10 protein-coding genes are annotated in these 14,120 nt (G+C 70.9%); 9 read left to right on the forward strand and 1 reads right to left on the reverse strand.

The annotated features are described in order from the left end of the window. Positions 1 to 9: 9 nt before the first annotated feature. Together MUN76_RS10965 and MUN76_RS10970 are read left to right on the forward strand one after the other, a co-directional pair. Positions 10 to 717, forward strand: a complete 708-nt coding sequence (locus MUN76_RS10965) for a FadR/GntR family transcriptional regulator (protein ID WP_244684637.1) — start codon at positions 10 to 12, stop codon at positions 715 to 717. Then, positions 714 to 1,496, forward strand: a complete 783-nt coding sequence (locus tag MUN76_RS10970; protein ID WP_244684638.1) for a helix-turn-helix domain-containing protein — start codon at positions 714 to 716, stop codon at positions 1,494 to 1,496. Before MUN76_RS10965 ends, MUN76_RS10970 begins: the two co-directional genes overlap by 4 nt. Before the next feature lie 21 nt (positions 1,497 to 1,517). Here the strand turns inward: MUN76_RS10970 and hisC are convergent, their stop codons facing one another. Continuing rightward, entirely contained in the window at positions 1,518 to 2,627 is a 1,110-nt protein-coding gene (gene hisC / locus MUN76_RS10975) for a histidinol-phosphate transaminase (RefSeq protein ID WP_244684639.1), read from the reverse strand. Positions 2,628 to 2,744: 117 nt separating this feature from the next. On the opposite strand from hisC, the gene MUN76_RS10980 reads away from it, so the two are divergent. The 7 genes from MUN76_RS10980 (at position 2,745) to MUN76_RS11010 (ending at position 14,048) form a co-directional block, all read left to right on the forward strand. Then, positions 2,745 to 4,205: a S10 family serine carboxypeptidase-like protein gene (locus MUN76_RS10980; RefSeq protein WP_244684640.1), complete on the forward strand. Its 1,461-nt coding sequence runs from the start codon at positions 2,745 to 2,747 to the stop codon at positions 4,203 to 4,205. Positions 4,206 to 4,277: 72 nt separating this feature from the next. Next, a complete protein-coding gene (locus tag MUN76_RS10985) occupies positions 4,278 to 5,948 on the forward strand; it encodes a thiamine pyrophosphate-dependent enzyme (RefSeq protein WP_244684641.1) in 1,671 nt (556 codons plus the stop codon). After that, positions 5,945 to 7,390: an aldehyde dehydrogenase family protein gene (locus MUN76_RS10990; protein ID WP_244684642.1), complete on the forward strand. Its 1,446-nt coding sequence runs from the start codon at positions 5,945 to 5,947 to the stop codon at positions 7,388 to 7,390. Before MUN76_RS10985 ends, MUN76_RS10990 begins: the two co-directional genes overlap by 4 nt. Before the next feature lie 125 nt (positions 7,391 to 7,515). Continuing rightward, the gene (locus MUN76_RS10995) at positions 7,516 to 9,081 is read left to right on the forward strand and encodes an ABC transporter substrate-binding protein (RefSeq protein ID WP_244684643.1); all 1,566 of its coding nucleotides are present in this window, start codon (positions 7,516 to 7,518) and stop codon (positions 9,079 to 9,081) included. A gap of 10 nt (positions 9,082 to 9,091) precedes the next feature. Continuing rightward, complete coding sequence (locus tag MUN76_RS11000; protein WP_244684644.1) at positions 9,092 to 10,114, forward strand: ABC transporter permease; 1,023 nt, start codon at positions 9,092 to 9,094, stop codon at positions 10,112 to 10,114. Continuing rightward, entirely contained in the window at positions 10,111 to 12,795 is a 2,685-nt protein-coding gene (locus MUN76_RS11005) for an ABC transporter ATP-binding protein/permease (RefSeq protein WP_244684645.1), read from the forward strand. The genes MUN76_RS11000 and MUN76_RS11005 overlap by 4 nt, the downstream gene beginning before the upstream one ends. Beyond that, positions 12,792 to 14,048, forward strand: a complete 1,257-nt coding sequence (locus MUN76_RS11010) for a M20 metallopeptidase family protein (RefSeq protein WP_244684646.1) — start codon at positions 12,792 to 12,794, stop codon at positions 14,046 to 14,048. The genes MUN76_RS11005 and MUN76_RS11010 overlap by 4 nt, the downstream gene beginning before the upstream one ends. The last annotated feature ends 72 nt before the right edge of the window (positions 14,049 to 14,120 follow it).

A 14,120-nucleotide genomic window follows, 5' to 3' on the forward strand; every position in this document is an offset into this window, starting at 1 on the left:
AGTACCCCAGTGAATACGCAGGCTTCGAGGCAGTCGGTCCCGGCGACCCGCGCGATCGCGGACACGCTCGTCGACCTGATCGAGCGCGAGGCCCGCGAGGGTGACCTGCTCCCGGGGCACTTCGTCGGCACGAAGAAGGAGCTCCTCGAGCGCTTCGGCGTGGCCCCCGCCACCCTCGGGGAGGCGATCCGCGTGCTCCGCAACCGCGGGGTCATCACCGTGAAGCCGGGTCCCGGCGGCGGCATCTTCCTCGCCGCGCAGTCGCCCATCACGCGACTCGGGCACAGCCTCATTCAGCTGGAGGCCACCGACGCGTCCGTTGAGGACTGCCTCGGGATCACCGACTCGCTCGACCAGGAGGTCGTGCGCGACGCTGTGCGGTACAGGACGGCTCAGGACGCCGCCGACCTCGCCGCGATGCTCGTCGAACTCGAACGCGTGTGGGGCGACACGGATCTCGCGCAGCCGCTGAACTGGCGCCTGCACAAGCGCATCGCCGAGATCACCCCGAACCGCATTCTGAGCATCGTCTACACGAACGTGGTCGACTACATCCTCACGCACCTCGACGGCGTGCCGAACGCTCCCGGGTTCTCGTCCACGTCGGAGGATCGCCTCGACGTGCACCGCCGACTCGTGCAGGGGATCGTCGATCAGGATCTCGACACGGCGCTCGACGCCGTGCGCGACCACCGCACGGTGCTGTCGCGCAAATGACGAGCACCTCGGACGCAGCGGACGCCGAGACGTCGGCCGACGGGACGCGTGCGGTCGCCGCGCCGCAGTCCACGACGGTCTCCCGAGCGGTCCGGCTGCTGGGGCTCCTCGCCGAGCACCCGGAGGGTCTCACCATCACCGAACTCGCGGCCGCACTGCAGACGCAGCGCCCGCCGCTCTATCGCATCGCGAACAGCCTGCTCGACCGGAGGCTCATCCACCGGCGCGCGGACGCCCGGTATGTGCTCGGCGGTGGGCTGCTGGACCTCGCACTGCCGATGCAGCGCTCGCTCGAGGACGTGTTCGTCGAGCCGCTGCAACGCGCGGCGAACGCCGCCGCCGCGGGCGCGGTGCTGGTGCTCGAGGGAGCGGACGGGCTGGTCGCCGCGGTGTCGCAGTCGCCCGAGACGACACAGTTGCACCTCGTGACCCCCGTCGGCCACCACTTCACGGAGGGGCCGATCGCACCCCGGCTCGCCATCGAGGCGCAGCGCCCCGCCGCGCGGGATCCCGAGTCGATGTCGGCTCTGCTCGATGAGGTGCGGGATCGCGGGTACGCGACCAGCGGCGGTGCGGCGTTCGCGGGCGCCTGGGCCGTCGCGTTCCCGGTGCAGCTGCCGGAACAGTACGGCCTCGCGTGCGCGATGCTCGTGACGCTCCAGGAACGGGACGAGGCCGGGGTGATCCGCGCCGGCGAGCGCATGGTCCAGGACATCGCGGCACGACTCACCGGGCTCGGGTTCACCGCCGCGGAGCGCCGCACCCCGGCTCGGGGGTGAGCGCTCCGCGCGGCGGCGGGATCAGACCGCGACCGCGACCAGTCCGCCGGTGATTCCCGCGGCGGCCAGCTCGCCCGCCGCTGCGACGAGCCGATCGTTCGCCTCGACCTCGCCGATCGTGGCGCGCAGGCCCTCGCCGGGGAAGGGGCGCACCAGGATCCCGTGGCGCTCCAGGATCTCCGCGGCGGCGGCGGTGTCGTCGCCGAGCGGGAACCAGATGAAGTTGCCCTGCGACTCGGGGAGCCGCCAGCCGCCGGCCGTCAGGGCGCCGAGCACGCGGGCGCGCTCGGCGATGAGCGCGTCGACCCGCACCTGGAGCTCCGCCTCCGCCTCGAGCGACGCGGTGGCGGCCCGCTGTGCCAGGCTCGTGACGCCGAACGGCAGTGCGACCTTCCGCATCGCCTGCGCCAGCGGCTCGGGGGCGATGGCGTATCCGACCCGGATGCCCGCGAGCCCGTAGGCCTTGGAGAAGGTGTGCGCCACCGCCACGTTCGGGTAGCGGCGGAAGAGCTCCACGCCCGTCGGAGCATCCTCCTGCTCGTTGAAGTGCTGGTACGCCTCGTCGATCACGACGACGATGTCGCTCGGCACCCGGTCGAGGAAGCGGACCAGCTCGGCGTTGCTCACGGTGGTGCCGGTGGGGTTGTTGGGGTTGCAGACGATGATGAGTCGGGTGCGGTCCGTGATGGCCGCGGCCATGGCGTCGAGATCGTGCCGGTGCTCGGCGGTGAGCGGCACGTGCACCGACTCGGCGCCCGCGGCCCGGACCAGCATCGGATACGCCTCGAAGGATCGCCAGGCGAACAGCACCTCGTCGCCCGGACCCGCGGTGGCGCGCATGAGCTGCGACACGATCTCGACCGAGCCGCTTCCGAGCACGACGTTCGACGTGTCGACGCCGTACCGCGCGGCGATCGCCCCGCTGAGATCCGCGGCCGAGGAATCGGGGTAGCGGTTGATGCCGCTCAGCAGGTCGGCGATGGCGGTGGCGACCGAGGGGAGCGCCGGGTAGGGGTTCTCGTTCGAGGAGAGCTTGAACACGGGACCGTCGGCGGCCTCGGTCGGGGCGGCCTTCCCCTGGCGGTAGCTCGGGAGCGCGTCGAGGTCGGGGCGGAGGCGGAGGTCGGTCATGAGGTTGGTGCTCCTTCGATCGGGCGGTTCGGGGCGGTGCCCGCATTGACGTGGCGGGCCGCAAATCCTAAAATCTCAATTGATTATAACCATTTGTCTGAAAATGCGGAGGATCGTGTGACACACATCGACGACTGGACCCTGGGCGCGCACGAGTTCGTGGCCGGCATCGACGCGAACGGCGGCGCCGGCGCGCGCTTCACCGGTCACCTCGAGCGCCACGCGGTGCGGGCCGGAGACGGCTCGCCGATCGGCTCGGCGTTCACGACGACGTATCTGCTCGGTCCCGCTGCGGGATCGGAGCGGCCGGTCACGTTTGTGTTCAACGGGGGCCCCGGGGTCTCGTCGGTGTGGCTGCACTTCGGCGGGGTCGGGCCGTATCGGGTCGCCGTGCCGACCGCGCTGCGCGAGGGGATCCTGCCGCCGTACCGACTCGAGGAGAATCCGGGCAGCCTGCTCGCCGCGACCGACCTCGTGTTCATCGATCCGATCCGCACCGGCTACGGCGCGCTCGACGACGGCGCCGACCCCGCGCTCGTCGCCGGAGTCGAGGGCGACGTCGCGCACGTGGCCGACATCATCCTCGCGTGGCTGGAGCGCCACGGCCGCCTCGGGAGTCGGGTCTTCCTGGTGGGAGAGAGCTACGGGACGATCCGGGCCTCGCTCCTCGCGACGCGGCTGCTCGGTCGCGACAACAGCGTCGCGGTCGAAGGAGTGGCGCTCATCGGCCAGGCCCTCAACGTGCAGGAGACCACCCAGCGGCCGGGCAACGTGGTCGGGTTCGTGGCTGCCGTGCCCTTCCTCGCCGCGACGGCGCACTTCCACGGCCGTGGGGCGAACGGCGGTCGTCCGCTCGCGGAGGTGGTCGAGGCCGCGCATCGCTGGTCGCTTGAGCGGCTCGGGCCGGTGCTGCTGCGCGGGGACCAGGTGCCGCCCGCGGAGCTCGCCGAGGTCGCGGCGGAGTTCGCGGGCTTCTGCGGGCTGCCGCAGGAGGAGCTGGTGCGACGACGCCTGCGGGTGTCGAAGGAGGACTACCGGCGGATGCTGCTGGCAGACGAGGGTGCGGTCCTCGGCCTCACCGACACGCGGTACACCCTGCCGACGGCCGTTCCCGGCGTCGCCGGGCCCGAGTTCGAGCCGACGTCGGTCCACCTCGACGCCGCGTACACGGCCATCAGCCACCGCTTCTTCGTGGAGTCGCTCGGCGCCCCCGCGCACGTGCGCTACCGGCTCGCCGACCCCACCACGCACGAGGGGTGGGACTACCAGGAGGCGAGCTCGGTGGGCGCGTTCGGGGGGAGCCCGATGCCGTCTCCCTTCGCGCTCTTCGACTACCCGGCCCACCTCCGCTCCTGGATGCGCGTGAACCCCGGCGCGCGGCTGTTCGTCGGCACGGGCCACTACGACTCGCTCACGACGGTCGGCGCCGCGCGGCATCTCCTCGCGCAGAACGGGCTGCCCGGGGACCGGGTCCTCGAGCGCCACTACGAGGGCGGGCACATGATGTACACGGATCCCGCGGCGGCGGCGCGATTGGGCGCGGATCTGCGGGAGTTCATCGCGGATGGGAGCCGCTAGTTTCGGCGTCTTGCACTAATTCAATGTAACGAATATATTGATTACATCGTCAGTATCCGTGAGAGGACCCGAATGACCCAGCAGACCGGAGGAGATCTCCTCGCCGAATCCCTGATCGCCCAGGGGGTCGACCGCATCTTCGGGATCCCCGGGGTGCAGCTCGACGCGGCGGCCGACGCGCTCCACGCGCGCGCCGACCAGATCGACTTCATCTGCGCGCGCAACGAGCAGGCCACGACCTACATGGCCGACGGCTACGCGCGCAGCACCGGCCGGGTCGGCGTGGCCATGGTCGTGCCGGGCCCCGGCGTGCTCAATGCGCTCGCCGGCCTCGCGACGGCGTACTCGGCGAATTCACCGGTGCTGCTCATCGCGGGCCAGATCGATTCGCAGGCCATCGGCAAGGGGCTCGGCGCCCTGCACGAGATCCCGGATCAGACCGGCGTGCTCGAGCGCCTCACGAAGTGGACCGGGATCGCCCGGAGCGCCGACGAGATCCCGGGCCTCGTCGCGGAGGCTTTCCGCCAGCTCCGCTCGGGTCGACCGCGGCCGGTGGCGCTCGAGGTGCCGCCGGACGTGCTCGCCGCGTTCTCCGACGCCGCGATCGCCCCGTACGTCGAGCCGGCCCCGCAGCTGCCGCCGGCCGGGGACATCGCTCGCGCCGCCGAGCTGCTCGCGGAGGCGAAGGCCCCGCTGATCGTCGTGGGCGGGGGCGTGCTCGCGAGTGGTGCGTCCGAGGAGTTGGTGGCGCTCGCCGAGCGCCTCGAGGCTCCGGTGCTCATGACCGAGAACGGGCGCGGCGCGATCGACGCCCGGCACCGCCTGGCGTTCGACGCGCTGGCGCTGCGCGAGTTGCGCGAACGCGCGGACCTCGTGCTCGCGGTCGGTACCCGGTTCGTGTCGACGTTCGGGACCCAGGTCGACGTGGGCGACGCGCAGGTGATCCTGCTGAACGCGGAGGAGGCCGATCTGCACGGACCGCGCGCGGCCGCGGTGCGCATCCACGGCGACGCGAAGCTCGGGCTGGCCGAGCTGCTCGCCGCGGTGCCGGCGGGGCAGGCGGAGCGGCGCGACGAGGAGCTGGATCGCACCCGCGCGTGGGTCACCGAGCGATTCGATGACATCTCGCCGCAGCGCGAATACCTCGAGGTGATCCGCGCGGCGCTGCCCGACAACGGCGTCTTCGTCAGCGAGTTCACCCAGGTCGGCTACGCCGCGAGCGCCTGTTACCCGGCGCACGATCCCCGAACCTACATCGGGCCGGGGTACCAAGGCACCCTCGGGTACGGCTTCGCCACCGCGCTCGGCGTCAAGGCGGCCGACCCGGAGCGCGCGGTGATCTCCGTGAACGGCGACGGCGGATTCTCCTGGACCCTGCAGGAGCTCTCGACCGCGAAGCGCTACGGGCTCGGGCTCGTCACCATCGTGTTCCACGACGGCTTCTACGGCAACGTGCGCCGCATCCAGAAGAACCGGTACGGCGCCCGCTTCTTCGCGAGCGACCTCACGAACCCCGACTACCAGGCGCTGGCCGCAGCCTTCGGCATCCGGTCCGCGAAGGCGTACTCGCCCGCGGAACTCGCCGAGATCCTCGCCGAAGCAGTGCCGGCGAACGAGCCGATCCTTATCGAGGTGCCCGTGGGCGAGTTCCCGTCGCCGTGGCACCTGATCCACGAGGGGATCCCGAGTCCGGCGCCCCTGGCGCCCGACGCCCACGTGGTGCCCGTGCAGGACCGGCGATGATCGCTCGGCACCTCATCGACGGGCGGTGGAGCCCGAGCGAGGGTCGCCCTAGCCTCGCCGTCATCAACCCGGCGGACGACACCGAGGTCGGACGCGTGCTGCTCGGCGACGCAGCCGATGTGGATCTCGCGGTGGCGGCTGCGTCGCGCGCACTCCCGGCGTGGCGGTCGACCCCGATGACGGAGCGCATCGCGATCGTGGAGCGGGTGAGCGACGGGATCGCCGCGCAGCGCGAGCGGCTCGCACGCACGCTGACCCGCGAGATGGGGTCGCCGATCGCCTTCGCGCGGGCGGCCCAGGTGGGGGTGGCGCTCGCGGACATCGCCGAGCTCATCGCCGCGGCGCGTGCGCACGTCGACCGGTCCGCCGTGTCGCGGTCGCTCGTGGTGTCGGAGCCGGCCGGGGTCGTCGCCGCGATCACGCCGTGGAACTTCCCGCTGCACCAGATCGTGCTCAAGGTGGTCGCCGCGATGCTCGCGGGCTGCACGGTCGTGCTGAAGCCGAGTGAGGTCGCGCCGCTCAACGCGGTGATCCTCGGCGAGATCTTCTCCGAGGCCGGTGTGCCCGACGGGGTCATCAACATCGTGTTCGGCGACGGCCCGGGGGTCGGAGCGCCGCTCGCGGCGCACCCCGACGTCGACCTGGTGACGTTCACCGGCTCGCGCGACGTCGGCGCGCGGATCGCCGAGGCGGCCGCCGCGACGATCACGAAGGTCGCGCTGGAGCTCGGGGGAAAGTCGGCGGCCATCATGCTCGACGACGCCCCCATCGCCGACGCCGCAGCGGGGGTCGTGCGCTCCTGCTTCGCGAACACCGGCCAGACCTGCGCCGCGCTCACCCGAGTGCTCGTGCCGCGGGCGCAGCAGGCGGAGTGGGAGCGGGCGCTCGTCGAGGCCGGCCGGAGCTGGATCCCCGGTGATCCGGAGGACGAGAACACGGTGCTCGGCCCGCTCGCCTCGAGCCTCCAACGGGATCGGGTGCGCGCGCACCTCGCGCACGCGGTCGCGGACGGCGCCGTGCCGCTCCTGGGGCTCGCGGGCGACCCTGCCGACTCCGCTGTCCCCGCGGTTCCCGCTGTCGGCGCGTGGCAGGAGCCGGTGATCCTGGGCGGGGTCACCCCCGAGATGCGGGTGTTCCGGGACGAGGTCTTCGGACCCGTGCTCACGGTCTCGGTCTACGACACGGATGCGGAGGCGATCGAGCTCGCCAATGACAGCGACTACGGGCTCTCCGGCGGGGTCTGGTCCGCCGACACCGACCGTGCCATCGCAGTCGCACTGCAGGTGCGCACTGGCACGATTGGGATCAACGGGGAGGGGCTCGATGTCGGAGCCCCGTTCGGCGGGGTGAAGCAGTCGGGCATCGGCCGGGAGTGCGGGGTCCTCGGCTTCGAGGAGTTCCTCGAGACCAAGTCTGTGATGGGCGCGTCGGGCACGCTGTGACCGGATTCGCAGCCGCCCGAAATCAAGTTGTTACTTCGCAAGACTGTACTTATTACGAATATTCATAATAATGAATTAGTGACATCTCGCAGCGACGTGAGATGCCCAACAGAGAGGAACACGCAATGAGACGAACAGCCGCCGCAGTAGCCGGCATCGTCGGTGCCGCACTCATCCTGACGGGATGCAGCGGATCGCCCTCGTCGGGAGGGTCGTCGGACGGCACCGTGAAGTTCGCGCTGTCGAAGGATCCCGGCACCATCGATCCGGTGCTCAACGCGACGCACTCCGGTGAGGAGATCAGCGCGTTCGGCTACGAGTCGCTCCTGACCTTCCCGACGGGCGCTCCGGCGATCGGATCGCTCGCCGAGAGCTGGACGGAGAGCACCACTGAGGCGAGCTTCGTGCTCAAGGAGGGCATCCTCTGCTCGGATGGCAGCGAACTCACGGCGAGCGACGTCAAGGGGACGTTCGAGTACGCCGCCGAGGCGGGCTCGCCCTACGTCGGCGTGTACTTCAACCCTGAAGTCGCGATCGAGGCGGATGACACCGCCCGTACCGTGACCTTCACGAACCCGCAGCCGGACGCGTTCCTCGCCCAGAGCGTCGGCGCGCTCCCGATCATCTGCGCGGCCGGGCTCGAGGATCCGACGAAGCTCGAGACCGAGCAGATCGGCACCGGCCCCTACGTCATGTCGGACGTCTCGCCAGGGCAGTCCTACACCTTCGAGCTCCGCGAGGACTACGCCTGGGGCCCGGACGGCGTCACGGCGGAGAACGCGGCGCTGCCGAAGACCGTCGTCGCCTCCGTCGTCGAGAGCGAGGCGACCCGCGCCAACATGCTGCAGTCGGGTGAGCTCACGCTCGCCACCGTCGGTGGCACCGAGCGCGATCGTCTCGAGGACGCGAACTTCGCACAGACCCTCGAGGTGCCCACCCGACCGGGTCTGCTCTTCTTCAACCAGGCCGAGGGCCGCGTCGGCAACGACCTGGCCGTGCGCCAGGGCATCGCGCAGGCGCTCGACCGCGACGAGATCGGTGCGGTGTCCTCCGCCGGCCGCGGCGAGCAGCTCGTCACCCTGGTGAGCGACTTCGGTGCCGCATGCACCACGATGGACAGCTCCGCAGCCATCCCCGCGTTCGACACGGACGCCGCCGAGAAGACGCTCGACGAGGCCGGCTGGGTCGTCGGTGCCGACGGCATCCGCGAGAAGGACGGCAAGAAGCTCAGCGCGCTGCTGCTGTACCCGGTCAACGAGAGCGCGAGCGTCACCGCGGCGATCGAGCTCATGCAGACCAAGCTCAAGGAGGTCGGCATCGAGGGCACCCCGACGCCGTCGCCGTCCTACACGGACGTCATCTTCTCGGGCGGCGACTGGGACATGGTGTGGGCCCCGATCGACACCAGCCTCCCGAGCAACTGGGCAGGCATCCTCGGCGGCGACTTCCCGCCCGAGGGTGGCAACTGGACCTACAACACCAACCAGGAGTACTTCGACCTCGTCGCCGAGGCCAACGCCTTCGCGGGCGAAGAGGGCTGCGACGCCTGGCAGGCGGCTCAGGACTCGCTCTTCAGTAACCTGGAGGTGCTGCCGGTCTACTCGGCGACCGAGACGCTGTACGGCTCCAACGTGGAGTTCGGCCTCTCGAAGACCGTGCTGAACCCGACCACCTTCCGAATCGCGGAGTGATTCCTTTTCAATGACGACACAACAGCTCTCCGTTCAACCGGATGGCACCGTTGCGGCCTCGGGCTCTGCCCGGGGCCGCAACGGCAACCGGTGGATCTCCTTCTTCCTGCGACGCGTCGTACGCATGGTGGTGGCGCTCTTCGTCATCGTCACCGCGTCATTCGTCGTGCTGCGCATGGCCGGTGGCGACCCCGTGCGGGCCGCCCTCGGGCCGACCGCGGACGAGTCGGTGATCCAGGCCCGACGCGACCAACTCGGGTTGAACGATCCGCTGATTGTGCAGTTCTGGAACTACCTCGCCGGGCTCTTCCAGGGTGACCTGGGCGTCTCGTTGATCACCGGTCGGTCGGTCACGGAGCTCGTCGAGTTCCGTCTGCCGGCCACGCTCCAACTCGCCGGCCTGGCCTTCCTCGTGGTGCTGCTCGTCGCCGTGCCTCTCGGGCTCGGCATCGCGATCCTCACGCAGGGCGGCCGGAAGCGCGGCACCGAGCTCACCTTCACCGCCGTCACGGGGTTCTTCGCCGCGATCCCCGAATACCTGCTCGCGGTCGCACTGGTGATCATCTTCTCGGTCACGCTCAAGCTGCTGCCGGTTGCCAACATGGGCGGACCGGAGACGTACATCCTGCCGGTCGTCGCCCTTGCGCTGGGATCCGCCGCGTCGCTCTCCCGCATCGCCCGCGTCGAGGCCCTCAACGTGCTCTCCGAGGACTACATCCGCACAGCGCGCTCGAAGCGCTTGCCGCGGTGGATGATCAACTTCCGCCACGCGCTGCCCAACATGCTCACCGCGACCCTCACGCTGGGCGGGTCCCTGCTCGCGACGATGATCGTCGGCAGTGTGCTGGTGGAGCAGGTCTTCAACTGGCCCGGTCTCGGCACCGCGTTCGTGCAGGCCATCGTCACGAAGGACTACGGCATCGTGCAGGGGCTCGCCATCGTGTACGCCGGCGTGATCCTCATCGTCAATCTCATCGTCGACGTGGTGCTGTCGCTCATCGACCGCCGCACAACCCTTCTGGAAACCGCATGAGCGCTCGTCGCACCTCCATCCTGCAGTCGCCGATGGCCGTGATCTCCGGCTCGATCGTCGTACTGTACGTCCTGCTCGCGATCTTCGCGCCGATGATCTGGGGCACCGCGGCCAACACCCCGGATCCGGTCGCCCTCCTGCAGCCGCCGAGCCCCGAGCACCTGCTCGGCACCGACAGCCTCGGCCGAGATCTGCTGCTCCGCACGCTCGTCGCGACCCGTACCTCGCTCGGCATGGCCCTGCTGGCCACGCTCCTCGGCGCCACCGCCGGCCTGCTCCTCGGTGCGCTCCCCGCCGTCCTCGGCCAGCGGGCGCAGCGCGCCTTCAGCGCGGTCATCAACACCTGGCTCGCCTTCCCGGTGCTGCTCGTCGCGATGCTGACGGTGATCCTGCTCGGTGCCGGCCCGTCGACCTCGATCATCGCGCTCGCGCTCACCATGACCCCGTCGTTCGCCCGTCTCGCGCAGACCCTGTCGTCGCGCGTGGGCGGCTCCGAATACCTCGCGGCGGCGAAGATCCTGGGGGTCTCCAAGCAGCGGCAGTTCCTGCGCTACATCCTGCCGAACATCGCGGAGCCGATCATCGTGAACGTCACGATCTCCATCGGCGGCGGCCTGCTCGCGCTCTCGAGCCTGAGCTTCCTCGGGGTCGGGATCCAGCCGCCCGAGTACGACTGGGGCCGCATGCTGAGCGAGGGCTTCGCCCAGGTCTACAGTCAGCCGTCGGCCGTGGTCGGACCGGGCGTCATGGTCGTGCTCGCGGGTCTGTCCTTCGGCATGCTCGGCGAGGCGATCGCCTCGCACATGCGCCATCAGGGCCGTGGTCGCCTGCTCTCCGCGAAGAAGCTCGGCCCTGCGCCGCGCGCGGACGACACCTCGGCGGCGACCACGCCGGCCGAGGTCGCCGCGGCCGTCGCCTCGGTGGCGCCGCGGACCCCCAGTGTGCCGCCGCTGCTGGAGGTGCGCGGGCTGTCCGTGTCCTTCCCCGGTGAGGACGGCTGGATCCGGCCGGTGCGCGACGTGTCCTTCAGCATCGCCCCGGGGGAGATCGTCGGCGTCGTCGGCGAGTCCGGGAGCGGCAAGAGCGTCACGATGATGTCGGTCGCGCAGCTCGCCCCGGCCAATGCGGCCGTCACGGCGACGTCGCTCCGCTTCAACGGTCAGGAGCTCTCGGGCCTCGACCCGGAAGCGGCCGGCCGCGCGCTCGGCACACAGATCGGCGTGGTGTTCCAGGACTCGCTCACGGCACTGAACCCGGCGCTCCGCGTCGGAACGCAGCTCGCCGAGGTGCCGCGGGTGCACCAGCACGCGAGCCGCGCCGACGCCCACCGGCAGGCGGTGGCGGCCCTCGACGAGGTGCGCATCCCCGACGCCGAGCGGCGATCGCACCAGTTCCCCCACGAGTTCTCGGGCGGGATGCGCCAGCGCGCCCTCATCGCGATGGCGCAGATCGGAAACCCGTCGCTGATCATCGCGGACGAGCCCACGACGGCGCTCGACGTGACCGTGCAGCAGCGCGTGCTCGCCCTGCTGCGGCAGAAGTGCGAGGACACGGGCGCCGCGGCGATCGTGGTGTCGCACGACATCGCGGTGCTCGCCGAGCTCTGCCAGCGCATCCTCGTGATGTACAACGGCAGCATCGTCGAGGACGTGGACGTGCGCGATCTGCCGCACCCCGAGCGCCTCAAGCACCCGTACTCGCGGGCGCTCGTGGAGTGCATGCCCGATCTCACCACCGACCGCTCCCTGCCGCTGGCGACGATCCCCGAGGATCCGCAGTACCTGGAGGAGCCGGGCGAGCACCCCGTGTGGGAGCGAAAGTCCACGCGCCTGCTCAGTGTCGTGGAGCCCGATCCCGCACAGTCGCGCGATGCGGTGCCGGCCGACCTCATCGTCGACGACCTCGTCGTGACCTTCGGCAGCGGATCCCGCGCTTTCAACGCGGTCGACGGGGTGTCCTTCGCGGTCGCCCAGGGGTCCGTCATGGGGCTCGTGGGCGAGTCGGGATCGGGCAAGTCGACGGTCGCGCGCACCATCGCCGGGCTGCAGAGCGCGAACGGCGGGCGGGTGTCGCTCGGCGGCGACGACCTGCTGCGCATGTCCGGGGTGGACCGGCTCGCGCGCGCTCGCGACGTGCAGATGATCTTCCAGGATCCCTACTCCTCGCTCAACCCGCGGATGAACGTGCGGGACGTGCTCGACGAGGTGCTCATCACGCACGGCATGACGAGCTCGCGGGAGCGCAAGGAGCAGATCTCCGAGCTGCTCGATCTGGTGCGGCTGCGCGCGAACACCGCGGAACTGTACCCCGGTCAGATGTCGGGCGGCATGCGGCAGCGCGTGGCGATCGCCCGGTGCCTCGCGACCCGGCCCAAGCTCATCGTGGCGGACGAGATCACGTCGGCGCTCGACGCCTCGGTGCAGGGTGCCGTGCTCAACCTGATCCGCGACCTGCAGCGCGAGCTGAACCTGTCGATGCTCTTCATCACGCACAATCTCGCGGCGGTGCGCTACATCGCCGACCGGACCGCGGTGATGCAGCGCGGGCGGATCGTGGAGATCGCCGACCCGGATCAGCTCGTGCAGGATCCGCAGCACCCGTACACCCAGACGCTGGTGAACGCGATCCCGAGGATCGAGAACGCCGGCACCGACGCCCTGCTGAGGAGCCTCCGCACATGACCGATCCGGCCCCCACGAGCGGCGCCCCGGTGGCCGGTCGCACCACCGACCGCACGGCCGATGCGCTGCCGTCCACGCTGCGGAGCGACGCGCAGGGGCTGCTGCCCGACCTGGTGCGGCTGCGTCGTGAGATCCATCGGGATCCCGAGCTCGGCATGCACCTGCCGCGCACGCAGCAGCGGGTGCTCGAGGCGCTCGAGGGCACCGGCATCGAACTGCGGACGGGCGACGCGTTGAGCTCAGTCATCGGTGTGGTGCGGGGCGCGCATCCCGGGCCGGTCACGCTGCTGCGGGGCGACATGGACGCGTTGCCGATGCGCGAGCGCACCGGGCTGGACTTCGCGGCCGACGGAGAAGCCATGCACGCGTGCGGCCACGACCTGCACGTCGCGGGACTCGTGGGCGCGGGCCGGCTGCTCGCGCAGCACCGGGATCAGCTCCACGGCGATGTCGTGCTGATGTTCCAGCCGGGTGAGGAAGTGGGCGACGGGGCGCAGGCGATGCTCGCGGAAGGGGTGGTCGCCGCGGCCGGTCGCCCGGCCGACGCCGCCTTCGCGATCCATGTCGTGCCCGGCGAGTACGGCTACGTCTCGACCCGGCCCGGCACCATCATGGCCGGCTCCTTCGAGTTCTCGGTGCGCATCCACGGCCGCGGCGGGCACGCCTCGGCGCCGCACCTCACGATCGATCCGATCCCCGTCGCCGCGCAGCTGGTCACCGCACTGCAGAGTTTCGTCACGCGGCGGGTGAGCGTGTTCGACCCCGTGGTGCTGTCGGTCACGCAGCTGCAGGCCGGAGGCGTCGCGCGCAACGTGGTGCCCGACACGGCGGAGATCGCGGGATCGATCCGAGTGCTCTCCCGGGAAACGCAGGAGCTGGTGGAGACGGTATTGCCCGGGCTGATCCGCGACGTGTGCGCTGCCGGCGGATGCACGGCCACGGTCGAGCTCGCGCTGCTGTGCCCCACCACCGTGAACGATCCTGCGGAGACCGAGCACGCGCGCGCCGCACTGGGCGCGCTGCTCGGTGAAGACCGGGTCTGGGAATCGCCGGCGCCCGTGATGGGGTCGGAGGACTTCTCGTACGTGCTGCAGGAGGTGCCGGGCACGCTCCTCTTCCTGCGGGCGACGCCGCCGGAGGTCGACCTCGAGGCGGCGGCCCCGAACCACTCGCCCGAGGTCGTGTTCGACGATCGGGTACTCGCGGATCAGGCTGCGGCGCTCGCGGCGCTCGCGCTCGCGCCCCGGGTGTAGGTCCTCGGTCCGGCCCGGGCCGGGCTGCGCCCGCGGCGCCCGGCGCTGAGGTTCCGGATCGGCGCCCACCTC

It is taken from the genome of Leucobacter rhizosphaerae, assembly GCF_022919175.1.
Taxonomy (GTDB): Bacteria; Actinomycetota; Actinomycetes; order Actinomycetales; family Microbacteriaceae; genus Leucobacter; species Leucobacter rhizosphaerae.